Genomic DNA, 23,851 nt, shown 5'->3' with positions numbered 1-23,851 from the left:
ACGGCATGATGGATGGGACCACTCAAGTGACCACCGCCCCCGCCGTTCTGATCCTGCTCGGCCCTCCGGGCGCCGGCAAGGGCACCCAGGCGCGCATGCTGGAAGAAAACTTCGGCCTGGTGCAGCTGTCGACCGGCGATCTTCTGCGCGCCGCTGTCGCCGCCGGCACCGAGGCTGGCAAGGCGGCCAAGGCAGTGATGGAGGCAGGCCAACTGGTCAGTGACGAGATCGTCATCGCCATCCTGCGCGACCGCATTGCCGAGCCCGACTGCGCCCGTGGCGTGATCCTCGACGGGTTCCCGCGCACCACCGTGCAGGCCGAAGCGCTGGACGATCTGCTGGCCGAGAGCGACCAGAAGATCAACGCCGCCATCAGCCTCGAAGTCGATGACGGCGCCATGGTCGAACGGATTTCGGGCCGCTACACCTGCGGCAGCTGCGGCGAAGGCTATCACGACAGCTTCAAACAGCCCGCGGTCGCGGGCACCTGCGACAAATGCGGCGGCACCGAAATGAAACGCCGCGCCGACGACAAGGCCGAAACCGTCGCCAGCCGGCTCGAGGCCTATCATGCCCAGACCGCGCCGCTGATCGCCTATTACGGCGACAAGGGCGTGCTGCAAGCGATCGACGCCATGGGGCAGATCGACACCATTGCCGGGGAAATGGCGCGCATCGTCAGCGCCGCCATCGCCTGAGACATCGCAAGACCGGGGCCCTGATCGCGGGGCCCCGCACCGCAAGACCCTAAGACCCGAACATCGAGATTTTCCAGCGGACCGCCCTGGCGGACCGGGGGAGGTATGCCTGCCGGCAGGACCGGCGGCACATAAGGAGCGGGCGCCCGACCCTCCCGTCCGACGACAGGGGCCGGCACCCAGGAGGAAGCAAGGAGGAACCGCGATGGCGGATAAAACACAAGGCTCGGCCCAAGGTCCGGGGGCCGGCAAGGCCTATTGGCAGGTCAACCTGCGCATCATTCTGATCAGCCTGGTAATCTGGGCGCTTTGTTCGTTCGGTTTCGGCATCCTGCTGCGCCCGATGCTGTCGGGGATCGCCGTGGGCGGCACCGATCTGGGCTTCTGGTTCGCACAACAGGGGTCGATCCTGGTCTTCCTGGCGCTGATCTTCTTCTACGCCTGGCGGATGAACGCTCTCGACCGTGAATACGGCGTGGACGAGGAGTGAGCGCCATGGATCAGTTTACCATCAACCTGCTTTTCGTTGGCGCCTCCTTCGCGCTTTATATCGGTATCGCGATCTGGGCCCGAGCCGGCTCCACATCGGAATTCTATGCCGCTGGCCGGGGGGTTCACCCGGTGATGAACGGCATGGCCACGGCGGCGGATTGGATGTCCGCGGCCTCCTTCATCTCGATGGCCGGGCTGCTGGCCTTCGGCGGCTATGACACCTCGGCCTATCTGATGGGCTGGACCGGCGGTTACGTGCTGCTGGCGCTGTTGCTGGCGCCCTATCTGCGCAAGTTCGGCAAGTTCACCGTGTCCGAGTTCATCGGCGACCGCTTCTATTCCAAGACCGCGCGTCTGGTCGCGGTGATCTGCCTGATCATCGCCTCGGTAACTTACGTGATCGGCCAGATGACCGGCGTCGGCGTCGCCTTCGGCCGTTTTCTCGAAGTGTCGAACACCACCGGCCTGCTGATCGGTGCCGTGGTCGTCTTTGCCTATGCCGTCTTCGGCGGCATGAAGGGGGTGACCTATACCCAGGTGGCGCAATATGTCGTGCTGATCTTCGCCTATACCATCCCGGCGATCTTCATCTCGCTGCAGCTCACCGGCAACCCGGTGCCGGCACTGGGCCTGTTCGGCGATCATGCCGCCAGCGGCGAGCCGCTTCTGGCCAAGCTCGACCAGATCGTGCACGATCTGGGCTTTGCCGAATACACCATCCAGCAGGGCAACACGCTGAACATGCTGTTGTTCACCCTGTCGCTGATGATCGGCACCGCCGGTCTACCGCATGTCATCATGCGCTTCTTCACCGTGCCCCGCGTCGCCGATGCGCGCTGGTCGGCGGGCTGGGCGCTAGTCTTCATCGCGCTGCTCTATCTGACCGCCCCGGCGGTAGGTGCCATGGCGCGGCTGAACATCACCGATATGATGTGGCCCAATGGCACCGATGGGGATGCGGTCTCGGTCGAAGAGATCGAAACCGATCCGAAATACGCCTGGATGGAGACCTGGCGGAAGACCAACATGCTCGGCTGGGAAGACAAGAACGGCGACGGGCTGATCCAGTATTACAATGACGCCAGCCCCGAGATGCAGGCCAGGGCGGAAGCCGCCGGCTGGAAGGGCAACGAGCTGACCAAGTTCAACCGCGACATCCTGGTTCTGGCCAACCCCGAAATCGCCAACCTGCCCAGCTGGGTGATCGGCCTGGTGGCCGCCGGCGGCCTTGCCGCCGCTCTCTCCACCGCTGCGGGCCTGCTGCTGGCGATCTCCTCGGCCGTGAGCCACGATCTGATGAAGGGCCAGTTCACCCCCAACATCAGCGAAAAGGGCGAACTTCTGTCAGCCCGGATCGCCATGGCCGTGGCCATCGTCGTGGCCACCTGGCTGGGTCTGAACCCGCCGGGCTTCGCCGCCCAGACCGTGGCGCTGGCCTTTGGTCTGGCCGCCGCCTCGATCTTCCCGGCGCTGATGATGGGCATCTTCTCGACCCGCATCAACAATGTCGGCGCGGTCGCAGGGATGGTCACCGGCCTGGTGGTGACGCTGGTCTATATCTTCCTGCACAAGGGCTGGTTCTTCGTACCGGGTACCAACAGCTTCACCGATGCCGACCCGCTGCTGGGGCCGATCAAATCGACCTCCTTCGGGGCGGTGGGTGCGCTGATCAACTTCGTGGTCGCCTATGCGGTCTCCGGCATGACCAAGGAGACCCCGCAGGAGATCAAGGATCTGGTCGAAAGCGTGCGCATCCCGCGCGGTGCCGGCGCGGCACAGGATCACTGATCCCTCGGCGTCCCGGGTCCCCCCGGGGCGCGACGCCGGCGCGGCGGCCTTCTCCCTTCCGCAACGTCGGCCTCCTCTGCGCCACGTCCCGAGTTTCGCCGGGGCGTGGCTGGAGTTTACAGCCCAGATCAGACGTCCCAGCAATTTCTTCTCTTGCGGCGGACGTGGCGACTACAGTTGACTTCAAGCGCTCAGGATCGCCGGCCCCGAGGGGAACGCATCGCCTCTGCCCCTGGGCGGGAGGGTCAGGAGCGATCAGCGGCTGACCCGCCGGAAACGTGAATTTCCAGACACTGCATTCAAGCGACGATTGCCCATGCCCCTCTCCCAGACCGACCTGATCCGCTTCCTCACCTCGGTGCACCCCTATGACACATTCGAGGGCGACCGGCTGACCAGCCTCGCACCGAAGTTCCGGCTGATCGAGCTCGCTGCAGGCGATCCGGTCTATACCATCGGCGACCGGTTGGAGGGGCTCTATCTTCTGCATCACGGCGAAGTCGAGGTGCGCGACGACAACGCCATCCCCCTGTCGCTGCTGGGGCCGCGCAATTCCTTCGGCGAGCGCGGGCTGATCCGCGACGGGCTCGCCGCCACCTCGGCCCATGCCACCGCGCCGACGCTCTTGCTGCTGCTGCCGCGGGCAGAGTTCGACAGGCTGATGCAGGCCGAGCCGCGCTTTGCCCGGTTCTTCGACCGTCGCCGCCCCGCCACCCGCGCGGGGACCGATCTATCCTCGGCCCGGATCGACAGTTTCATGGCCCCCTCCCCCCGCACCTGCCGGCCCGATGACAGTGCGGCCGAGGCGGCCCGCCGGATGGGCGAGGCGCATATCTCCTGCCTCTGCGTCACAGACGAGACCGGCCGGCTGACCGGCATCCTCACCCTGCGCGATCTGGCCCGTCTGTTGGCCGAAGGGCGTGCGCCTACCACGCCGGTGGCCGAGATCATGACCACAGATCCCCAGAGCCTGCCGCCCACCGCCATCGGCGCCGATGTGCTGCATCTGATGATGGAGCATCGCATCGGCCATGTGCCGGTGATCGAGGCGGGCCAACTGTTGGGCATCGTCACCCAGACCGACCTGACCCGCGTGCAGGCGCTGAGTTCGAGCGAACTGGTTGCCACCCTCGCACGGGCCACGAGCGGAGAAGAGATGGCCCGCACCACCGCGCGCATTCCGCGTCTTCTGGTGCAACTGATCGCCGGCGGCACCCGGCACGAGGTCACCACCCGGCTGATCACCGATCTGGCCGATACCGCCACCCGCCGGCTGCTGGCGCTGGCCGAGGCGAAGTTCGGCCCGCCACCGGTGCCCTATCTCTGGCTCGCCTGCGGCAGCCAGGGCCGGCAAGAGCAGACCGGGGTCAGCGATCAGGACAATTGCCTGATCCTGAGCGACGATGTGACCGAGACGCAGAGGACCGGCTATTTCGCCGATCTGGCGCGATACGTCAGCGACGGGCTCGATGCCTGCGGATATTTCTATTGCCCCGGCGACATGATGGCGACCAACCCGCGCTGGCGTCAGCCGCTGAGCGTCTGGCGGCAGTATTTCGCGGGCTGGATCGCCCGGCCCGACCCCGAGGCGCAGATGCTGGCCTCGGTCATGTTCGACCTGCGCCCGATCGGTGGCGACCCTGCGCTGTTCGACGGGCTGCAGGCGGAAACGCTCAGAGCGGCTTCGGGGAATTCGATCTTCGTCGCCCATATGATCGCCAATTCCCTGAAACACACGCCGCCGCTCGGGCTGCTCAGAGGATTGGCGACCATCCGCTCGGGTGAACATCGCAACACGATCGACATGAAACACGCCGGGGTGGTGCCTGTCGTCGATCTGGGCCGGATTTACGCGCTGCAGGGACAGCTCCCCCCGGTCGGCACCCGGGCGCGGTTGGAAGCGGCGACAGCGGCAGGCCTGCTGAGCGGATCGGGCGGTCGCGATCTTCTGGACGCCTATGACCTGATCGCCGAAACCCGGCTGGCGCATCAGGCGGCGCAGGTCCGCGCCGGCGGGCGGCCGGACAATTACCTCTCTCCCGCCGATCTGTCGGATTTCGAACGCAGCCACCTGCGCGACGCCTTCGTGGTGGTGAAGACGCTGCAATCGGCATTGGGTCAGGGCAAGGGCATGCTGGGCTGAAGAACGCCAGGGCTGGACGGCCAGCCCCTCGGGCGGGAATATCGGACAAAGACGACGCCGCAGACGCGGCGACGATGGCAAACGAAGGAAAGACCATATGGTACTGGAACTGATCGCGGTGATCGTGGCGGGGATCGCCACCGGCGGCGTCATGCTGTTGATCCGTCGGCTGAGCCGTGGCCGGCTGCCCGGCTGGCTGGTGCCGGCGGCGGCGGGGATCGCGATGATCACGGTCACCCTGAGCAGCGAATACAGCTGGTACGGACGCAGCGTCGCCGCCCTGCCCGAGGGGGTCGAGGTGATCGAACAGGTGCGCCAGCGCCAGGGCTGGCGGCCCTGGACCTATCTGGTACCGATCACCGAACGATTCATCGCGCTGGACCGGGGCAGCCTGCGGCAGAACCCGGCGCGGCCCGGGCTCTATCTGGCCGATCTCTATCTGTTTGCCCGCTGGTCGGCGCCGAAATGGGTCACCGTCGCGGTCGACTGTCCCGGCGAACGGCAGGCGCTTCTGGGGGTGGAGGCGGATTTCACCTCCGATGGCGAGATCTCCGGCGCCGACTGGCAGGTGACCGGGATGGACGACCCGCTGATGACGGCGCTCTGTACCGGAGGCAGCTGATGCGGTTGCGGCTGCGGATCTTTCTGTTCTTCTGCCTGCTCGCGCTCGGGGGCAGCGCGGCGATCGGGCTCGGCCTCTGGGCCGGCTACGCCCGTGCGGGCGTGGGCCAGGCTGTCGACAGCTTCGTGATTGCCGGGCTGATCGCGGTTCTGGGGCTCTGCGCGCTGACGGTGGGTATCTGGCTGCTGTTCGACGAAAATGTCGCCCGGCCGATCGAACGGCTGGCGGCCCAGCTGCGCGGTCGCGCCCATGCCGGGGTGGAGGCCGATCTCGATCTGCATGGGGTGCGCTATCTGGGCGATCTGGGACCGGCAGCGGCGGCAATGGCGGGGCAGCTCTCGGCCAGCACGCTGGCGACCGCCGGCGCGGTCGCGGCAGAGACCGCCCGGCTCGAGGCCGAGAAGGCAAGGCTCGCCTCACTGCTGACCGAGGTGCCGATCGCCACGGTTCTGCTGAACCCGGGCCATCAGATCGTGCTTTATGACGGACAAGCCGCCGGGATGCTGGCCCAGGTGGCGCATCCCCGGCTCAACGCCTCATTGTTCGATTATCTGGACCGGGGCGCGATCGAGACCGCCTATACGCGGTTGGCGAAGACCGGCCAGGAGGTGACGCTGGTTGCCCCCTGCACCCATGGCGAACTGAGCTTTCGCTGCCGAATGAAACCGCTGGGCGACGCGCCGGGCTATCTGCTGATCCTTGACGACAGTACCGCAGAGATCGCCCCCGAGGCCCCCCGCCCGCTGGTCTATGATTTCGCCCTGCTGGATCAGCCCCACGATCTGGCGCTGGAGGCGCGGCGGCTGGAGGATCTGGCCTATGTCGTCTTCGATACCGAAACCACCGGGCTTCTGCCCCATAAGGACGAGATCGTGCAACTGGGCGCGGTCAGGGTGCTGCGCGGCCGCATCCTTCCGGGCGAAGAGATCGACCAATTGGTCGATCCGGGGCGGCGCATCCCGCCGGCCTCGACCCGGGTGCACGGGATCACCGATGCCATGGTGGCCGGCGCGCCGGGGATCGACAGCGTCGCGGCCAGTTTCAACCGCTTTGCCAACGGCGCGGTGATCGTGGCCCATAACGCCCCCTTCGACATGGCCTTTCTGCGCCGGCAGGCCAAGCACAGCGGGCTGGTCTGGGATCATCCGATCCTCGACACCGTGCTGTTGTCAGCGGTGCTGTTCGGGACAACGGAAAGCCACACGCTGGATGCGATCTGCACCCGCCTCGGCATCGCCATCCCCAAGGACCGACGCCACACCGCGCTGGGAGACGCCCGCGCCACGGCAGAGGTTCTGTGCCGCATGCTGCCGATGCTGAAGGCGCAAGGGCTTGAGACGCTGGGTGCCCTGCTGGAGGAAACCCGCCGCCATGGCCGGCTGCTGGAAGATCTGAACTGAGGGGCGGCAGATTGCCCCTTCCCCGAACACCCAACCCTGCTAAAGTGGCAGTGTGGCGCTCCCCCTCCAATTCACCGCCCTGGGCGCCGGGCAGTGTGGCAACCAATCTCATTGGGGGGATTATCCATGGCTATCATTTCTTTCAACGCCTTGCCGGCTGAGTTCGACGAGCTGACGCGGAATTTGGGCAACATCCTCAAGATCGACGGGCCGCTGTCCGGTGACGACGGTACGATCCTGGCCCAATCGACCCGTCAATACAGCACGGCATTGTCGGAAGACGGGATTCAGTGGACACATATCGACCTTCTGCTTGAGGGCAGTTTCACCTATGGCGTGCTGGGAACCGTGGCCGGCACGGTAACGAGCATAACGCTGACCATAGAGGGCGCCCCTTTCGCCACCATCACCGAGGTGGATGGCGACGCCAGCATCATCTGGGCCGAGATGATGGGAGGCCGCGCGCCCTTGCTCACCATGCTGGGGGGCGATGACGATATCACCGGTACCAAATTCAAGGACACCCTGCACGGCTTTGCCGGGGATGACGTGATCCGCGGGCGGGCCGGGCTCGATACCATCTATGGCGACGCCGGAGACGACTGGCTCTATGGCGGGGCAAAGCAGGACTACATCAAGGGCGGGGTCGGCCAGGATCACATCTTCGGGGAAACCGGCAACGATTATCTCTATGGCGGCGGCGGGAACGATGTCCTGCGCGGCGGGGACGGGCATGACTACGTCGGCGGCGGGACAGGTGCCGACAGGCTGTTTGGCGGCATCGGGCGCGATTCGGTCTCGGGCGGCGACGGCCGCGACCGGCTGGACGGCGGTATGGGTCAGGATCGTCTCCATGGCGGCGCCGGCAAGGATATCCTGATCGGCGGCAGTGGAAATGACTATCTCGATTCAGGTGACGGCGACGACACCATGACGGGCGGCGCCGGCGAGGATCGGTTCATTTTCAGCACTTTCGGCGATGACAATGCCAGCGGTGCCGATGTGATCACCGATTTCGAAGTGGGCGACACGATCTATCTGGGGCGGATCGGCGGTCTCGATGCGGTCGAGGTAACGCAGACAGGCGACGATGTTGTCATCACGCTCAGCGATGCGGCGGTGACCAATTCGATCACCCTGCTTAATGCGCTGGAAGCCGAAGTTTCCGCCGCCCTCACAACCGCATATGTCTATTAAGCCTGCCTGACAGCATCCACGACCGCCTCCGACACAGTTTCAGACCTGCCCCGACGCGATCAATTTCTGTGCCACCTCGCGGAAGGCGGCGGCCTGGGCGCTGTCGGGCTGCGCGGCGGTGATCGGGGTGCCACCGTCGGCTGCCAGGCGGATATCCAGATGCAGCGGAATTTCCGCCAGCAGCGCCACGCCCAGCTTCTCGGCCTCGGCCTGAACGCCGCCGTGGCCGAAGATATGCTCCTCATGCCCGCAATTCGAACAGATATGAGTCGACATGTTTTCAATCATGCCGAGGATCGGGGTCTTGAGCTGGCGGAACATGTCGATGCCCTTGCGCGCATCCAGCAGCGCCACGTCCTGCGGCGTGCTGACGATGATGGCACCATCGACCACGAACTTCTGGCCCAGCGTCAGCTGCACATCGCCGGTGCCCGGCGGCAGGTCGATCAGCAGCACGTCAAGTTCGCCCCATTCGACCTGCATCATCAACTGTTGCAGCGCGCCCATCAGCATCGGGCCACGCCAGACCACCGCCTGTGTCTCGTCCTTCAGCATAAGGCCGATCGACATCATGGTGACGCCATGGGCCTGCAGCGGGATGATGGTCTTGCCGTCAGGGCTGCCCGGCCGCTTGTTCACCCCCATCATGCGCGGCTGGGAGGGGCCATAGATATCGGCATCCAGCAGCCCGACGCGCTTTCCTTCGGCGGCAAGCGCCACGGCGAGGTTGGCAGCCACGGTCGATTTGCCGACGCCGCCCTTGCCCGAGGCGATGGCGATGACATGCTTGACCCCCGGCACCCGCTGCGGACCGGCGGGCTTGGGTTTCGCCGCCGGTTTCAGATCCGGCGGTGCCTTGTCGGAATGGGCAGTCAGCATGACCGAGGTCTTTTCCACCCCCGGCAGGCGGCGCAGCCGCTCCTCGGCCAGGGCGCGGACGGTTTCCATCCGCTCGGCCAGCTTCGGGTCGATCTCCATCACGAAACGGACCTCCCCCGCCTCGACAGTCAGGGCGCGCACGACACCGGCGCTGACGATATCCTGGCCGCTGACGGGATCGGTGATCTGCTTCAGCTCTTCCAATACGGCTTCGCGGGTGGTCATCGGCAGGTGCCCCTCTTCTGGCTCGATCTCTGGCTATCGCGCCCTTTCTGCCCCAGAGGAACAGCCGCCGCCAGCCCTGCGGCCCCGGCAAAAGCGCAAAGCTCACTTGCAGATATGTCTTTCGTCGCGAAAGACCAGCCGGTTATTCGGCGGCTTCCGGTGCCTCGGCTGCCGCCTCGGCCTCAAGCGCGGCGGCACGTTTTTCAACCTCGATCACGATGTGGTCGATCATCTGGTCATTCGACATCTTGTGACTGGCCTTGCCAGCCAGATAGACCATGCCGGAGCCCGCCCCGCCGCCGGTAAAACCCACGTCGGTCATCAGCGCCTCACCCGGGCCATTGACCACGCAGCCGATGATCGACAGCGACATCGGCGTCTTGATGTGCTCCAGCCGTTTTTCCAGGATTTCCACCGTTTTGATCACATCGAACCCCTGCCGCGCGCAGGACGGGCAAGAGATGATATTGACGCCGCGATGGCGCAGCCCCAGCGATTTCAGAATCTCATAGCCGACCTTGACCTCTTCCACCGGATCGGCGGACAGGCTGACGCGGATGGTGTCGCCAATCCCCATCCACAGCAGGTTGCCCAGGCCGATGGCGGATTTGATCGTGCCCGACATCAGCCCGCCGGCCTCGGTGATGCCCAGGTGGATCGGCGCATCGGTCACCTCGGCGATGCCCTGATAGGCGGCGGCGGCCAGGAACACGTCCGAGGCCTTCACGCTGATCTTGAACTCGTGGAAATCATTGTCCTCGAGAATGCGGATATGCTCCAGCCCGGATTCCACCATCGCCTCGGGACAGGGTTCACCGTATTTCTCAAGCAGATGCTTTTCCAGCGACCCGGCATTGACGCCGATCCGCATCGAACAGCCGTGATCGCGGGCCGCCTTGATCACCTCGCGCACCCGCTCGGGACTGCCGATATTGCCCGGGTTGATCCGCAGGCAGGCAGCGCCGGCCTCGGCCGCCTCGATACCGCGACGATAGTGGAAATGGATATCGGCGACGATCGGCACCGGGCTTTCGGCCACGATCTCCTTCAGCGCCTTGGCAGAAGCCTCGTCCGGCACCGAAACCCGAACGATATCGGCGCCGGCCTCTGCCGCCGCCTGGACCTGCGCCACAGTGGCAAAAACATCCGTGGTCAGCGTATTGGTCATGGTCTGCACCGAGATCGGCGCATCGCCCCCCACGGGGACATTACCCACCATGATCTGACGAGATTTGCGGCGATAGATGTTGCGCCAAGGGCGCACCTGGTTCAGCGACATGACGGCGGTCCGTTTGCTGGTGTCCGTTGCCCGCTAAATAGGCCGGTCGCGTCCTATCCGCAATGGCACTCTGGCAATCAGCCCCTGTGGGGATTGGTCACCCCCCTTCCCCGGCACCAGCCCCGGCCCGGGGCAAAGGCCTACTGCCCCTCGGTCTGGGTGGTCTGCGCCTCTGCGACCATGCGGGCCAGATCGCGATCCTGTTGCAGATCCGCGACCTGATAACGCTGAGTAACGGCATCGATCGACAGCGGCAGTTTCGACGTTACCACCCCGCGTTCCCCCACCGGACCGTAGTGCTTGCCGTTGACCGCGAAATAGATCGCCCCGGATTCGCCGGCCCGCAGCGTCGGCGGTTCCTCGGTGGCGGGGATCTGATAGGTCTGGCCGCTTTCCATGATGCCTTCGAAGATCACCGATCCGTCGGCGGCACGCACCCGGACCCAAGACGGACGGACCGCCACCATGGCCAGATGAGGCGCGGCCTGTTCGACCACCTGCGGCACGCTCTCTTCCGGTCGGACCGGTTCGGCCGATGCAATCTGGACCTGCGGCAGCTCAGGCGCAGCCAGCGTTCCGACGCTACGCGGATCGAGGGTGGAAATCGGTGCGTCGCGGGCCATCAGAACCGGCACATCCAGCGCCTGCGGCCGATAAAGACGATCAAGCGCCTCGGCGCTCGGCGCGTCGTTTTCATCCCCCGCCGCACGCGATGCGACAGCGCCTTTCAGCGGATCGAGATCGGACAGCACCATAGGCACCTGTTCGACCGGCGCCACCTGCACCTGCTGGACTTCCTTCAGCACGGTCCAGCCGCCATAGCCAATGCCGGCGATCAGGGCGAGGAGCACAAGCGAAGAGCCCACCGCACGCGGTTCGATCTGGCTGAAAAAACCTTCGCGCTCGGGAATGAAGGGCGTATTCGGGGCGGTGAATGGGTCGCGTTCCCCCCCTTGGGAAAGCTTCTTTTCTACCACCCGCCCAGGCCTGACCCCAGAGGCTTGCGACGACATGCCATGCGCCACGGTAAAACCGCTTTCCCGGCAAAAGGCCGCGAAAGCGATATCGGGATCCATGTTCAGATATCGGGCATAGGAGCGCACATAGCCGGCAATGAAACCGGGCGTATCGAAAGCGGAAGGGTCGGTATTCTCGATCGCTGCGATGTAATTGGCCTTGATGCGCAACTCTCGCTGCACATCAAGCAGGGACTTCCCCATGGTTGCGCGTTCTCCGCGCATCATGTCGCCGAGACGGACCTCGAAATCGTCGAAACCTTTCAGTTCGACAGCCTTGTCTTCTTCAGATTTGCGCTGAAGCTTGCGCCCGATCATCCCTGCCGCCCCGTGCCGCCTGCCGCGAAATTCCAAGTCACACAGTGGAATCGCCTGCCAGATTCGCCTGTGCTTGTTGTTGAGACAAAACTACCACACCGCAAGAAGATTTGCACAAAAGAGTGAGGTCACCCGGCCAGTTCGGCACGATTCAGCGCACAGTGGGACCAAAGCTCGTCCATTGCCTGAACCAGTTGGTTCATTTCATCGGATCCATGCACCGGCGACGGCGTGAACCGAAGCCGTTCGGTCCCGCGCGGGACGGTGGGGAAATTGATCGGCTGCACGTAAATCCCATACCGCTCGAGCAGCATATCGCTCAGCATCTTGGTGTGGACAGGATCCCCCACCACCACCGGTACGATATGGCTGCCGTGGTCGATGATCGGCAGGCCCAGCCCCTTCAGCCGCAGCTTGAGGACCTTGGCTTGTTCCTGATGCTTGTCGCGCAGCGCCTGATCGGTCTTCAGATGCCGGATCGACGCCGCCGCCCCGGCCGCCACCGCCGGCGGGATCGAGGTGGTGAAGATGAAGCCCGGCGCATAAGAGCGGATCGCGTCGCACATCTTGTCCGAGGCCGCGATATAACCGCCGAAAACACCAAATGCCTTGCCCAGCGTCCCGTTGATGATGTCAATCCGATGCGCCAGCCCGTCACGTTCGGACACGCCGCCGCCATGCGGACCATACATGCCGACCGCATGAACCTCGTCGAGATAGGTCAACGCGTTGAATTCGTCGGCCAGATCACAGATCTCCCTGATCGGCCCGAAATCGCCATCCATGGAATAGACCGATTCAAAGGCGATCAGCTTCGGCGCCTTCGGATCGTCGGCCTGCAGCAGTGCGCGCAGGTGATCCAGATCGTTGTGGCGGAAGATCCGCTTCGCACCGCCGTTGCGCTTGATCCCCTCGATCATCGAGGCATGGTTCAGCTCGTCCGAGTAGATGATCAGCCCCGGAAAAAGCTTCGGCAAGGTCGAAAGCGTCGCGTCATTGGCGATATAGGCGGAAGAGAAGACCAGCGCCCCTTCCTTGCCATGCAGATCGGCAAGTTCGGCCTCCAGCCGCTTGTGGTAAACGGTTGTGCCGGAAATGTTGCGTGTCCCGCCAGACCCCGCGCCGGTGGCGTCGATCGCTTCGTGCATCGCGGCCAGAACGACAGGATGCTGGCCCATGCCCAGATAATCGTTGCCGCACCAGACGGTGATCTGCTGTTCGCTGCCATCGGGCTTGCGCCAAGTCGCATGCGGGAACTGACCCTGCTTGCGTTCGATATCAATGAAAGTCCGATAACGGCCCTCTTGATGCAGACGGTCGATCGCGAAATCCAGTTGTGCGTTATAGTCCACGCGTCTTCCTCTTCGCTTTGACATTCCGGCGCGCCGGGTCAATGGCCCAGTTTCGGCCTTGGCCTCCAGCGCCCCCTCCTCTCCGAATGGAGCAGTTATAGGGGGCAGCCTGCCACTTTTACAGGCTATAATGTGCCGCTACGTCCTTTCCTTGACCTGTGTCAAGACACGAGACCGGGAGCGCAGACTGCCAGAGGCCCGAGGGCTTGCATGTCGCGCTGCCTCCATCGGGGCAAAGGCTCCGAAGGCACGCCGTAAAATCCCCGGTGGCGCTGGACACCCCGGAGTGCGGTGCTAGTGTCCCGCCATCAAAACTACTTCCAGGAGTGTTCTCATGTCCCTCGATGCCGTGCTCGCGCGAATCGATGCCGATCTGCCCAAGGCCACCGACCGGTTGATGGAGTTTCTGCGGATCCCCTCGATTTCGACCGATCCGGCCTATAAGGCCGACTGCGACACCGCCGCCGACTGGCTGGTCGCCGATCTGAAATCCCTGGGCATCGAGGCCGAGAAACGCCCCACCCCCGGCCACCCGATGGTGGTGGGCCATGTCGGCGAAGCCGCCGAAGGCGTGCCGCATCTGCTGTTCTACGGCCATTATGACGTGCAGCCAGTCGATCCGCTGACCCTGTGGAAAACCCCGCCGTTCGAACCGCAGATCGAAGACACGCCGAACGGCCCGGTAATCCGCGGCCGTGGTTCCTCGGACGACAAGGGGCAATTGATGACCTTTGTCGAGGCCTGCCGCGCCTGGAAAGAAATCCACGGTAGCCTGCCCTGCCGCATCACCTTCTTCTTCGAGGGCGAAGAAGAGTCCGGCTCGCCGTCGCTGATCCCCTTCATGCAGGAGAACGCAGCGGAACTGAAAGCCGACCTGGCGTTGATCTGCGACACCTCGATGGTGTCGCGCGGCGTGCCGTCGATCGCCTCGCAACTGCGCGGCATGCTGAAGGATGAATTCACCATCACCGGCCCGCGCATTGACCTGCATTCAGGCCATTACGGCGGCCCGGCACTGAACCCCCTGCGCGAACTCTCCCGCCTCGTGACGTCCTTCTATGATGAAGAGACCGGGCGCGTCGCGGTGGAAGGCTTCTATGAGGGCGTCCATGAGGTGCCGGAAGACCAACTGCGCCAATGGAAGACCTGCGGCTTCGATGAAGAGGAATACCTCAGTTCGGTCGGCTTCACCGAACCCCATGGCGAAAAGGCCTATTCGACGCTGGAACAGCAATGGGCCCGCCCGACGCTGGAGATCAACGGGCTCTGGGGCGGCTACAACGGTGCCGGCTCCAAGACGGTGATCCCGTCCGAGGCGCATTGCAAGATCACCTGCCGTCTGGTCGGCGATATGGATCCGGATGCGCTGCGGCTGAAAATCCGCAAGCATGTGGAAGACCGGCTGTCGACCGACGCCAAGGTCACCTGGGACAATGACTTGGAAGGCTCCCGCGCGCCGGTGATGGACATCACCCGGCCGGAGTTCGAAGCGGCACGCGGAGCGCTGTCGGACGAATGGGAGCGCGAGGCGGTCTTTACTGGCATGGGCGGCTCGATCCCGATCGCCGGCTTCTTCAAGAAGATCCTCGATCTCGATTCGATGCTGATCGGCTTCGCCAATGACGACGACGCCATCCACAGCCCGAACGAGAAATACGATGTGAAAAGCTTCCACAAGGGCATCCGCTCCTGGGCACGGGTGCTGGCAGCGCTGACCAAGGCAGCCTGAGGCGGTCGCATCGCGAAAACAGCAACGGCGCGTCCCCCGAGGGCGCGCCGTTTGTCTCTTCTCCTGCCGCTCACCCTTCGGCGGCAGCGGGCGAGACCGCGCGATAATACTCCCGCGCATGTCGCGACAGGCCGATCGCCAGGCCGGCACTGGCAGTGATTGCCAGCATCTCGCCGCCATCCTCGACCACCCCAGCCAATTCGCTGAACCCCGCCGGCAGCACCGCATGCAGCATGTCCACCACCACGGCGCAGATCACCAGCAGTACGAAGCACATGAAGAAGGGCAGCAGCACCCCCAGATCGCCGGGGCGACGCCCAAACCAGGCCCAGAGGAAGACCGCCCCGACACAGAGCCCGGCGATAACCCAGGCCAGCAGTTCGCCATATTCCTGCGGGCCGAGCCCATGCGACACCGGGATATGCAGCGCCGCGCCGATCTTTCCCCCGGCCCGTTCGTGATACTGTGAGGAATCATCGAACCAAATGAAGCTGTAGAGTACGACCAGAAACATCAGCGCCCGGGATCGGATCTCGAAAAAGCTCAAGAGCATCAGCACCGCGACCAGAAATGACAGCCCGTGATTGAAGTTCTCGGCAAAGACGTCATCGAGCCCGAGGTCGAAATTATGCCGTATGACATGCGCCAGGGCGTATTCGCCATCCCAGATGCCGGCGATCACGTAAAGCACGATCATCACCATGGTCGCGGCCAGCAGTGTCAGAAACATGCGGACGACGACGGCATCGTGAAGAATCAGCCCCATGAGGGTGAAGACTTCTCGCTTTCCCCGCGCAACGAGGGATGGCTGAGTCACTATTTCGGCTCCTTCCAGCTTCTTCGGCTCCTTCCAGCTTCTGGCAATCCGGCCTCTGCAGTCACGCCGGACGGACAGTCGCCCAAGGCTCTCGATTGCTGCAGAGCTTACAAGAACGGCCACCCGGAGGGCGTTACAGCCTCGAACGCAGCGCCATCGCAAGCAACGGGGAGCCAAGGTTCCCAAAGGTCAGTCAAATGTCGTAAATCTGTCAAGATTGGATCAAGGGGGGCAGGCAATCCCGCCGACACCTGTGGTCCGAAAGCTCCCAATAGGTACCGATCTGGGATTATTGCTGCCGATTTGGAAATCGGCGTCTCAGAGACGTTTGGGAAAGAAATGAAAGTGGCGCGGTTGACGGGGCTCGAACCCGCGACCCCCGGCGTGACAGGCCGGTACTCTAACCAACTGAGCTACAACCGCGCATCAACTTTCATTTGGTCCGATGACCCCCGGACCGGGGTTTGGGCAGCGATGGCGCGGTTGACGGGGCTCGAACCCGCGACCCCCGGCGTGACAGGCCGGTACTCTAACCAACTGAGCTACAACCGCTCGCTGCCGTCCGGGTCGCCCCGGAACGTTGCGCTGTATTATGGTGCTCCCCCTGCCCCGTCAAGCGGCCTTTCCACATTTTCGCAGATTTTTCTGCGGCCTGGATCCGCCCCCCGGAAAAGGCCGGAAAATCCTCCTGTCCGCCGCGGCGGAGAGACCGGCACAGCGCGCGTCATGCAGGCCCGCCCGGCATGCCTGGCCGCCACCGCACCGCCATGCAGCCATCTTTTTCCGAATGCCCAGGTCGACGGCGGCTTGCCCATCGTGCCGAAGGCACCGCCTGCGGGACATCACGATCAGTTTTTCGCAAATGGCAAAAGGCCCTGCACGACATCTCCCAATGCAACGATCTTACCTTGGCCGGCCACTTGCCCCCCCCCGTCAGGGAACGGGGCGGCTTGACAATCGGGGCCTGCTTGCCTCAGGTGGCGCTGCTGGTTCCTGTCCATGACAGGCCAAGAGGGAATGCGATAGGTCCACCGCCCGTAAGGGTCAGGGCCAAAGCGCAGCCGCCCCCGCGACCGTGACCGGAGAGGTCGCCCGACCACTGGCCGACAGGCTGGGAAGGTGGGCAGACCACCGGGGCCGAAAGGCTCCGACATCCGCAAGCCGGGAGACCTGCCAGCAGATGTTGATGCAACGGGCGAACGGGGTGTTTCGCGACCGGCTTTGGGCTGTCCCATTGGCGGATACCCGTGCTGGCCTCTTCTCTCCCCTCGCCCTCTGACAGGAGGGGATCATGGCCGGGGTCACGATCACAGTCTGCACCACCTGCCGGCGCGGCCAACCCGCCGAGGCAGAGGCACCGCGTCCGGGCACACGGATGCTGTCGGCTCTCGAAGTCGCCGATCTGCCCGAGGGCGTGACGCTGCGCCCGGTGGAATGCCTTTCGGCCTGTTCACGCGGCTGCACGCTGGCGCTGAGCGGCGGGCCCGATCGCTGGACTTATATCTATGGCGATCTCGATCCCGACATCCATCTGCCCGAAATCCTCGACGGCATCGCCGCCTATGCCGCGACCGCGGATGGCATCGTGCCCTGGCGCGACCGTCCGGTGATTTTTCGCAAACAATCCATCGCCCGCCTACCGCCGCAGGAGTAACCGCGCATGTCCGATCTGACCAAAACCCCCGTCACCGTCATCACCGGTTTCCTCGGCGCCGGGAAAACCACGTTGATCCGTCACCTGATGGCCAACCCGCAGGGCAAGCGCCTGGCCGTGCTGGTCAACGAATTCGGCACCGCCGGCGTCGATGGCGACATCCTGAAATCCTGCGCCGATGACAATTGCCCGGCCGAGAATATCGTCGAACTTGCCAACGGCTGCATCTGCTGCACCGTCGCCGACGATTTCATCCCGACGATCGAGGCGCTGATGGCGCTGCCCGAACGTCCCGATCACATCCTGATCGAAACCTCCGGTCTCGCCCTGCCGAAACCGCTGCTGAAGGCCTTCGACTGGCCGGCGATCCGGTCGCGCATCACCGTGGACGGGGTGATCGCGCTCGCCGATGCCGAAGCGGTGGCCGCCGGTCGCTTCGCCCCCGATGTCGACGCGGTCGAGGCGCAGCGCGCCGCCGACGACAGCCTGGACCACGAAACCCCGCTGTCCGAGGTCTTCGAGGATCAGATCGCCTGCGCCGATATCGTGCTCCTCTCCAAGGCCGATCTGGCGGGAGAGGCAGGCCTTGCCGCCGCCCTTGCGGTGATCGAGGCCGAGGCGCCCCGCAAGCTGCCGGTGCTGCCGATGACCGAAGGGGTGATCGACCCACGCGTGGTGCTGGGGCTGGAAGCGGCGGCCGAGGACGACCTCGACGCGCGGCCCTCGCATCACGACGGCGCCGACGATCACGAACACGACGATTTCGACAGTATCGTCGTCGATCTGGGCGAGATCGCCGATACCGCCGCGCTGGAGGCAGCGATCCTCAGGCTCGCCCGCGATCAGCATGTGCTGCGGGTGAAGGGCTATGTCGCCGTGGCCGGCAAGCCGATGCGGCTGCTGGTTCAGGCGGTGGGGGAACGTCTGCGCACCCAATACGACCGCCCCTGGGGGGACGCGCCGCGCCGGTCGCATCTGGTGGTGATCGCGGAACATCACGACATCGACGAACCGGCGATCCGCGCCATCCTGGGGGCCTGAGGCAGGATGAGCGGACGCCGACTATTTCCACCGAACACCGCAGGATCGCTCCCGACGCCGAGGGGGGGCGCAATCGCGCCCGCACTGGGGGGCGGGGTCGGGCGCGATCCGGATCGCAAGCGATCCGGTGTTCTATGCATGACTGCAGGCGGAGCCCACTGATGCACGTCGTCTTCCGCGAAAGTCACGGGTTGGAGGACACCGACACCCCGCAGGATCTGGGCCAGAGCCCGGCCGATCTGGTGGTGCTGTCGTTTTCCGACAGCGATCTCGGCGCTTTCGCGGCGGGCTGGAAACGCGCGGCAGGCGGCCTGCCCTCGCTGCGGCTGGCCAATCTGGCAGCGCTGCGTCATCCGCTGTCGGTCGATACCTATGCCGAGCAGACACTGCACGGCGCCAAGGGCGTGCTGGTGCGGCTGATCGGCGGGGAAAGCTATTGGACCTATGGGCTGGCAGTGCTGCAGGACATGGCACGCCATCAGGGCACCGCGCTGGCGATCCTCGCCGCCGATGGCCGCCCCGATCCGCGCCTTGACGCGCTCTCCACCCTGCCCACCAGCACCTTGCGCCGCTTGCAGATGCTCTGCGACGCCGGTGGCGCGGTGGCGGCCCAGGCGGCATTGGCGCAGCTTGCCCTTTCTGCTGGTCTCTACGCCGGCCCCGTCGCCGGCGCCAAGACGGTGTCCGAAGCGGGCTTCTATCGCCCCGGCCTTGGCGTGGTCGCAGCGCCCGAGCCGGACGAGCGGCCGCTTGCCCTTGTCACCTTCTATCGCTCCTACCTCACCTCCGCCGATACCGATCCGATCGACGCGCTGATCGCGGCGCTCGAGGCGCGCGGGTTCACCGCCATCGGCGCCTTCGCTCCCAGTTTGAAGGAGCCCGGCGCCGCCACCTGGCTGCGCACCGAGATCACCCGCCTCAAACCCGCCGCTATCGTCAACGCCACCGCCTTTTCCGCCAAGGGCGGCGATGGAGCACCCTCGCCGCTCGACGCCGGCGCCTGCCCGGTGTTCCAGGTCGCCCTTTCCACCGCCGAGCGCCGCCAATGGGCCGAGGCCGACCGTGGCCTGTCCCCCGCCGATCTGGCGATGCATGTGGTCCTGCCAGAGGTTGACGGGCGCATCTTCGCCGGGGTGATCAGCTTCAAATCCGCGGGCGCCCGCGATCCCGATCTGCAATTCGCCCGGCTGACCCATCGACCCGACCCCGAACGCATTGCCGCCGTGGCCGACCGTGTGGCGGGCTGGCACCGGCTGGCAACGCGGCAGCCCGCCGACAAGCGGCTGGCGCTGGTGCTGTCGACCTATCCGGGCAAGGCGCATCAACTGGCCCATGCAGTGGGGCTGGACGCCCTGGCCTCGTGCAACGCGATCCTCTCCGAGCTGCGGGAGACCAGTCACGCCACCGCGCACCTGCCCGACCTCGGGCAAAGCCTGATGACCGAAACGCTGAGCTGGCCTGTCGCCGACTACCGCACGGCGCTTTCCGCCCTACCGCAGGCGCTGCAAGACGATCTGACCGCCGCCTGGGGCGCGGCAGAGGATGACCTGGGCGTGCGTGACGGCGCCTTCCATTTCGCCGCGATCCGGAGCGGCAATTCGCTGATCGCGCTGCAACCGGAACGGGGCACGGTTCAGGCCCGCGCCGAGGAGTATCACGACCTGTCGCGCACTCCGCGCCACTCTTACGTCGCCTTCTATCTCTGGCTCAGCGCGCAGACTGATGCGCTGATCCATATCGGCGCCCATGGCACGCTGGAATGGCTGCCGGGCAAATCCGTCGCCCTGTCGCCCGCCTGCTGGCCCGAGGCGCTGATCGGCGATCTGCCAGTGATCTATCCCTTCATCGTCAATGATCCCGGCGAGGCGGCGCAGGCCAAGCGCCGCATCGGCGCGGTGACGCTCGGCCATCTGCCGCCGCCCCTTGCGCAGACCCAATTGCCCGAGGGGCTGGGGCGGCTGGAGCATCTGCTGGACGAATATTCCACCGCCGACGGGCTGGACCCGGGCCGCCGCGACCGGCTGATCGCCGATATCCGGGCCGAGGCGCGGGGAACCGGGGTAGAGGACGATCTGGGGCTTGGTCCCGATACCTCTGCCGCCGAGGCGATCACCCGCATCGACCGGTTCGTCTGCGACATCAAGGAAAGCCAGTTCGGCGAGGGACTGCATGTCTTCGGCAGCGGCGATTGCGGCGCCGAGGAACGCGCCGGGTTGCTGGCGGCGCTGGCGGGCCGTTTCGTGGCGCCAGGTCCCTCCGGCTCCCCCTTCCGGGGGCGGTCGGATGTGCTGCCCACCGGACGGAACCTCTTCACCACCGACCCGCGCGCGGTGCCGTCGCGCGCCGCCCATGCGCAGGGGGTCAAGTTGGCCGAGGAACTGCTGCGCCGCCACCTGCAGGATCATGGCGACTGGCCGCGCGGGCTGATGATCGACCTATGGGGCTCGGCCAGCATGCGCACCGCAGGCGAGGAATTCGCCATGGCGCTGCACTTGGCGGGGCTGGCGCCGACGTGGGACGAGGGTTCCGAACGCGTCAGCGGCTTCGAGATCATCCCGCTGACCCTGCTGAACCGGCCCCGGATCGACGTCACCTTGCGGGTCTCCGGCCTGTTCCGCGATGTCTTTCCGGGGCTGGCGCAGATGTTCGAGGCCGGGGCCGAGGCGCTGGCCGCGCGAGAGGAGACGGCGGAGGACAACCCCTATCTCACCCGCACCCCGCGCGTCTTCGGGCCCCGGCCCGGCGCCTACGGGCTGAACATGGGCGCAGCGCTGGAGGATTATGGCGACGAGGGACGCGCCCTGGCGGCAGAGGCCTGGATCAACTCCTCTTCTCACAGCATTGACGTAAAAGGGGAAATCAACCCGAACCGCCCCGCGCTGGAAGCCCGGGTGCGGCAGGCCGATGCCTTCGTCCATCTGCAGGATCTGACAGAGACCGATCTGCTGATGGCCGCCGATTACGCCGCGCATGAGGCTGGGTTCGCCGCTGCCGCCGCGCATCTTGGCGCGAAAACCCCGGCGCTCTATCACCTCGACGCGACCCGCCCCGAGGCGCCGCGCGCCCGTGCCTTGGGCGAGGAAATCGCCCGCGTCACCCGGGCGCGCGCCGCCAACCCCGACTGGGCCAACGGCATGATGCGCCACGGGTTTCGCGGCGCGGCGGAGATTGCGGCGACGCTCGATCATCTGGCCGCCTTCGCGCATCTGGCGGGGGTGGTTCCCGCGCATCTGTTCGATCTCTATTTCGACGCCACCCTGGGGCGCGCCGATCTGGTCGACTTCATGGCGCGCGAGAACCCGCAGGCACTGCAAGCGCTGCGCAACCGCTTTCGCGCGTTGCAGGCGGCGGGCCTCTGGATCACCCGGCGCAACTCCATCGCTGCGGCGCTGGAGGGGGCGGCATGAGCGATCCGGTCATTCAGGGCTGGTGCCCCGGCGCGCTGCGCCCGATGGCCTCGGGCGATGGGCTGGTGGTGCGCATTCGCGCACCCCTTGGCCGGCTCACCCCGGAACAAGCGCGCGGTCTGGCCTATCTGGCGGACCGATATGGCAATGGGCTGATCGACCTGTCTGCCCGCGCCAACCTGCAATTGCGCGGCATCACCCCAGCCAGCCACACCGCGCTGATCGACGGGCTGCGCACGCTGGGTCTGGTCGATGGCAGCATCGCGGTCGAGACCCGGCGCAACATCCTGCTGACGCCGTTCTGGAGGTCGGGCGATGCCAGCCACCGCATCGCCCGCACACTGACCGATGCGGTGATGAGGGATGACGCACCCGATCTGCCCGGCAAGTTCGGCTTTGCCATCGATTGTGGCCCCGCGCCGGTCCTGGCCGACACCCCCGCCGATATCCGGCTGGAACGTGGCGCCAATGGCGGGCTGATCTGCCGCGCCGACGGCGAGACGCATGGCGCGCGGGTGACCATCGCCACCGCTGCCAGCACCGCGCTGAGCCTTGCACGCTGGTTCCTCGACAGCGGTGGCGCGCCAGAGGGGCGCGGACGCATGGCGCGGCATCTCGGCCGCGGCGCCGTGCCGCCCGGCCGCTTTGGCCAGGCCGCCATGGCCCAAGCCGCGCCTGCCCCCGGCCCGGGTCCCTGCCCCGGCGGTGTACTGGTGGCACTGGAGTTCGGCCAGATGCGGTCTGAAACGCTCACCCACCTCGCCGATCTCGGGCCACTGCGGCTCTCCCCCTGGCGCATGCTGCTGATCGAAGGGGCCGGGACAGCTCCGGCGCTGCCCGGGTTGATCACCGATCCCGAAGACCCGCGCCTGCGAATCTCCGCCTGCACCGGCGCGCCCGGTTGTCCGCAGGCGCTCGCCGCCACCCGGACACTCGCCCGCGTGCTGGCACCGTATCTGACGGCGGCCCAGAGCCTCCATATCTCCGGCTGCGCCAAGGGCTGCGCCCACCCGGGCCCGGCACCGCTAACGCTGGTCGCCACCGGCCCGGATCGCTTCGATCTGATCCGCCAGGGCCGCGCCAGCGATCCACCCAACCGCCGCGATCTCAGCCCCGAAACGCTGATATCCCATCCCGAACCTTTGACCGACGAAGGCCCCTGAATGCCCCATGCTTACGAAACCGATGGCGCCGCGATCTATGCCGAAAGCTTCGCCACCATCCGCGCCGAGGCCGATCTCGCCCGCTTCACCCCCGAGGAGGAGCCCGTCGTCGTCCGCATGATCCATGCCGCCGGTCTGGTTGGGCTGGAGCGCGACGTCGAATTCTCTGCCGGCATGGCCGAGGCCGCGCGCGCCGCGCTTCAGGCCGGGGCGCCGATCCTCTGCGATGCGCGCATGGTCTCCGAAGGCATCACCCGCCCGCGCCTGCCTGCCGACAATGCGGTGATCTGCACCCTGCACGACCCGAAGGTGCCGGAGATGGCCAAGGCGATGGGCAACACCCGCTCCGCCGCCGCACTTGAGCTGTGGCGGCCGCATCTGGCCGGCGCCGTGGTGGCGATCGGCAATGCGCCGACCGCGCTCTTTCACCTCTTGAACATGCTGGAGGATCCCGCCTGCCCGCGTCCCGCCGCGATCATCGGCTGCCCGGTGGGCTTCGTCGGTGCCGCCGAATCCAAGGCGGCGCTGATGGCCGATCTGCCCGCCCCCGCCCTGATCGTGCGCGGACGGCTCGGCGGATCGGCCATCACCGTCGCCGCCGTCAACGCGCTTGCCAGCCGAAAGGAATGAC

At 65.7% G+C, this 23,851-nt stretch carries 18 protein-coding genes, 2 tRNA genes and 1 riboswitch; of the genes, 13 read left to right on the top strand and 7 right to left on the bottom strand.

All coding sequences use genetic code 11. The features are described 5' to 3' along the window. Window positions 1–8: 8 nt before the first annotated feature. The 7 genes from G455_RS0100375 (at window position 9) to G455_RS0100345 (ending at window position 8,340) form a co-directional block, all read left to right on the top strand. The gene (locus tag G455_RS0100375) at window positions 9–698 is read left to right on the top strand and encodes an adenylate kinase (protein WP_028091855.1); all 690 of its coding nucleotides are present in this window, start codon (window positions 9–11) and stop codon (window positions 696–698) included. A gap of 205 nt (window positions 699–903) precedes the next feature. Continuing rightward, window positions 904–1,188, top strand: coding sequence for a DUF4212 domain-containing protein (locus G455_RS0100370; protein WP_028091854.1), 285 nt, complete (start codon window positions 904–906; stop codon window positions 1,186–1,188). Window positions 1,189–1,193: 5 nt separating this feature from the next. Continuing rightward, window positions 1,194–2,978 carry a sodium:solute symporter family protein gene (locus G455_RS0100365; RefSeq protein WP_028091853.1) on the top strand — a complete coding sequence of 595 codons (1,785 nt, stop codon included), beginning with the start codon at window positions 1,194–1,196 and terminating at the stop codon, window positions 2,976–2,978. Window positions 2,979–3,294: 316 nt separating this feature from the next. Next, a complete protein-coding gene (locus G455_RS0100360; protein WP_028091852.1) occupies window positions 3,295–5,121 on the top strand; it encodes a DUF294 nucleotidyltransferase-like domain-containing protein in 1,827 nt (608 codons plus the stop codon). A gap of 97 nt (window positions 5,122–5,218) precedes the next feature. Then, on the top strand, window positions 5,219–5,743 hold the full coding sequence (locus tag G455_RS0100355) for a hypothetical protein (protein WP_028091851.1): 525 nt from the start codon (window positions 5,219–5,221) through the stop codon (window positions 5,741–5,743). Continuing rightward, window positions 5,743–7,143 (top strand): 3'-5' exonuclease, encoded by a 1,401-nt coding sequence (locus G455_RS0100350; protein ID WP_035365873.1) that lies wholly within the window; start codon window positions 5,743–5,745, stop codon window positions 7,141–7,143. Before G455_RS0100355 ends, G455_RS0100350 begins: the two co-directional genes overlap by 1 nt. A 126-nt stretch (window positions 7,144–7,269) precedes the next feature. Next, on the top strand, window positions 7,270–8,340 hold the full coding sequence (locus G455_RS0100345; RefSeq protein WP_051312072.1) for a calcium-binding protein: 1,071 nt from the start codon (window positions 7,270–7,272) through the stop codon (window positions 8,338–8,340). 39 nt (window positions 8,341–8,379) lie between these two features. Here the strand turns inward: G455_RS0100345 and G455_RS0100340 are convergent, their stop codons facing one another. From G455_RS0100340 to hemA, 4 genes are all read right to left on the bottom strand, one after another. Then, window positions 8,380–9,444: an Mrp/NBP35 family ATP-binding protein gene (locus tag G455_RS0100340; protein WP_028091848.1), complete on the bottom strand. Its 1,065-nt coding sequence runs from the start codon at window positions 9,442–9,444 to the stop codon at window positions 8,380–8,382. 142 nt (window positions 9,445–9,586) lie between these two features. After that, window positions 9,587–10,723, bottom strand: coding sequence for a flavodoxin-dependent (E)-4-hydroxy-3-methylbut-2-enyl-diphosphate synthase (gene ispG, locus G455_RS0100335; protein WP_028091847.1), 1,137 nt, complete (start codon window positions 10,721–10,723; stop codon window positions 9,587–9,589). A gap of 140 nt (window positions 10,724–10,863) precedes the next feature. Beyond that, complete coding sequence (locus tag G455_RS0100330) at window positions 10,864–12,057, bottom strand: helix-turn-helix domain-containing protein (protein ID WP_028091846.1); 1,194 nt, start codon at window positions 12,055–12,057, stop codon at window positions 10,864–10,866. A gap of 128 nt (window positions 12,058–12,185) precedes the next feature. Beyond that, entirely contained in the window at window positions 12,186–13,409 is a 1,224-nt protein-coding gene (gene hemA, locus G455_RS0100325; RefSeq protein WP_028091845.1) for a 5-aminolevulinate synthase, read from the bottom strand. 334 nt (window positions 13,410–13,743) lie between these two features. On the opposite strand from hemA, the gene G455_RS0100320 reads away from it, so the two are divergent. Beyond that, window positions 13,744–15,138, top strand: coding sequence for a M20/M25/M40 family metallo-hydrolase (locus tag G455_RS0100320; RefSeq protein WP_028091844.1), 1,395 nt, complete (start codon window positions 13,744–13,746; stop codon window positions 15,136–15,138). A 70-nt stretch (window positions 15,139–15,208) separates the two neighbouring features. Here the strand turns inward: G455_RS0100320 and G455_RS0100315 are convergent, their stop codons facing one another. The 3 genes from G455_RS0100315 to G455_RS0100305 form a co-directional block, all read right to left on the bottom strand. Next, window positions 15,209–15,904: a hypothetical protein gene (locus G455_RS0100315; protein ID WP_028091843.1), complete on the bottom strand. Its 696-nt coding sequence runs from the start codon at window positions 15,902–15,904 to the stop codon at window positions 15,209–15,211. 397 nt (window positions 15,905–16,301) lie between these two features. After that, window positions 16,302–16,378, bottom strand: a tRNA-Asp gene (locus G455_RS0100310). A 52-nt stretch (window positions 16,379–16,430) separates the two neighbouring features. Next, a tRNA-Asp gene (locus G455_RS0100305) sits at window positions 16,431–16,507 on the bottom strand. 418 nt (window positions 16,508–16,925) lie between these two features. After that, window positions 16,926–17,147: riboswitch (cobalamin riboswitch) on the top strand. Between the two features lie 99 nt (window positions 17,148–17,246). On the opposite strand from G455_RS0100305, the gene G455_RS0100300 reads away from it, so the two are divergent. The 5 genes from G455_RS0100300 to G455_RS0100280 all read left to right on the top strand — a co-directional run bounded on the left by G455_RS0100300 (window position 17,247) and on the right by G455_RS0100280 (window position 23,850). After that, complete coding sequence (locus G455_RS0100300) at window positions 17,247–17,609, top strand: DUF1636 family protein (RefSeq protein ID WP_028091842.1); 363 nt, start codon at window positions 17,247–17,249, stop codon at window positions 17,607–17,609. A gap of 6 nt (window positions 17,610–17,615) precedes the next feature. Continuing rightward, window positions 17,616–18,650 (top strand): cobalamin biosynthesis protein CobW, encoded by a 1,035-nt coding sequence (cobW, locus tag G455_RS0100295; protein WP_028091841.1) that lies wholly within the window; start codon window positions 17,616–17,618, stop codon window positions 18,648–18,650. 161 nt (window positions 18,651–18,811) lie between these two features. Continuing rightward, window positions 18,812–22,057: a cobaltochelatase subunit CobN gene (gene cobN, locus G455_RS0100290; protein WP_028091840.1), complete on the top strand. Its 3,246-nt coding sequence runs from the start codon at window positions 18,812–18,814 to the stop codon at window positions 22,055–22,057. Then, entirely contained in the window at window positions 22,054–23,220 is a 1,167-nt protein-coding gene (cobG, locus tag G455_RS0100285) for a precorrin-3B synthase (RefSeq protein ID WP_028091839.1), read from the top strand. The genes cobN and cobG overlap by 4 nt, the downstream gene beginning before the upstream one ends. Then, window positions 23,221–23,850, top strand: coding sequence for a precorrin-8X methylmutase (locus tag G455_RS0100280; RefSeq protein ID WP_028091838.1), 630 nt, complete (start codon window positions 23,221–23,223; stop codon window positions 23,848–23,850). The last annotated feature ends 1 nt before the right edge of the window (window position 23,851 follow it).

Origin of the sequence: Pseudodonghicola xiamenensis DSM 18339 (assembly GCF_000429365.1) — a bacterium.
Lineage (GTDB): Bacteria > Pseudomonadota > Alphaproteobacteria > Rhodobacterales > Rhodobacteraceae > Pseudodonghicola > Pseudodonghicola xiamenensis.
The sequence above is the reverse complement of the archived record's forward strand: the minus strand, read 5'-3'. Positions and strand labels throughout refer to the sequence as shown.

What these genes read in the sequence shown, in the direction of transcription:
- G455_RS0100350 (WP_035365873.1), top strand. Translation starts at nt 5,743, where the DNA reads ATGCGGTTGCGGCTGCGGATCTTTCTGTTCTTCTGCCTGCTCGCGCTC.
- ispG (WP_028091847.1), bottom strand. Translation starts at nt 10,723, where the DNA reads ATGTCGCTGAACCAGGTGCGCCCTTGGCGCAACATCTATCGCCGCAAA.
- G455_RS0100330 (WP_028091846.1), bottom strand. Translation starts at nt 12,057, where the DNA reads ATGATCGGGCGCAAGCTTCAGCGCAAATCTGAAGAAGACAAGGCTGTC.
- cobG (WP_028091839.1), top strand. Translation starts at nt 22,054, where the DNA reads ATGAGCGATCCGGTCATTCAGGGCTGGTGCCCCGGCGCGCTGCGCCCG.
- cobN (WP_028091840.1), top strand. Translation starts at nt 18,812, where the DNA reads ATGCACGTCGTCTTCCGCGAAAGTCACGGGTTGGAGGACACCGACACC.
- G455_RS0100355 (WP_028091851.1), top strand. Translation starts at nt 5,219, where the DNA reads ATGGTACTGGAACTGATCGCGGTGATCGTGGCGGGGATCGCCACCGGC.
- G455_RS0100280 (WP_028091838.1), top strand. Translation starts at nt 23,221, where the DNA reads ATGCCCCATGCTTACGAAACCGATGGCGCCGCGATCTATGCCGAAAGC.
- G455_RS0100365 (WP_028091853.1), top strand. Translation starts at nt 1,194, where the DNA reads ATGGATCAGTTTACCATCAACCTGCTTTTCGTTGGCGCCTCCTTCGCG.
- G455_RS0100320 (WP_028091844.1), top strand. Translation starts at nt 13,744, where the DNA reads ATGTCCCTCGATGCCGTGCTCGCGCGAATCGATGCCGATCTGCCCAAG.
- G455_RS0100375 (WP_028091855.1), top strand. Translation starts at nt 9, where the DNA reads ATGGATGGGACCACTCAAGTGACCACCGCCCCCGCCGTTCTGATCCTG.
- G455_RS0100370 (WP_028091854.1), top strand. Translation starts at nt 904, where the DNA reads ATGGCGGATAAAACACAAGGCTCGGCCCAAGGTCCGGGGGCCGGCAAG.
- cobW (WP_028091841.1), top strand. Translation starts at nt 17,616, where the DNA reads ATGTCCGATCTGACCAAAACCCCCGTCACCGTCATCACCGGTTTCCTC.
- G455_RS0100340 (WP_028091848.1), bottom strand. Translation starts at nt 9,444, where the DNA reads ATGACCACCCGCGAAGCCGTATTGGAAGAGCTGAAGCAGATCACCGAT.
- G455_RS0100345 (WP_051312072.1), top strand. Translation starts at nt 7,270, where the DNA reads ATGGCTATCATTTCTTTCAACGCCTTGCCGGCTGAGTTCGACGAGCTG.
- G455_RS0100315 (WP_028091843.1), bottom strand. Translation starts at nt 15,904, where the DNA reads ATGGGGCTGATTCTTCACGATGCCGTCGTCGTCCGCATGTTTCTGACA.
- G455_RS0100300 (WP_028091842.1), top strand. Translation starts at nt 17,247, where the DNA reads ATGGCCGGGGTCACGATCACAGTCTGCACCACCTGCCGGCGCGGCCAA.
- G455_RS0100360 (WP_028091852.1), top strand. Translation starts at nt 3,295, where the DNA reads ATGCCCCTCTCCCAGACCGACCTGATCCGCTTCCTCACCTCGGTGCAC.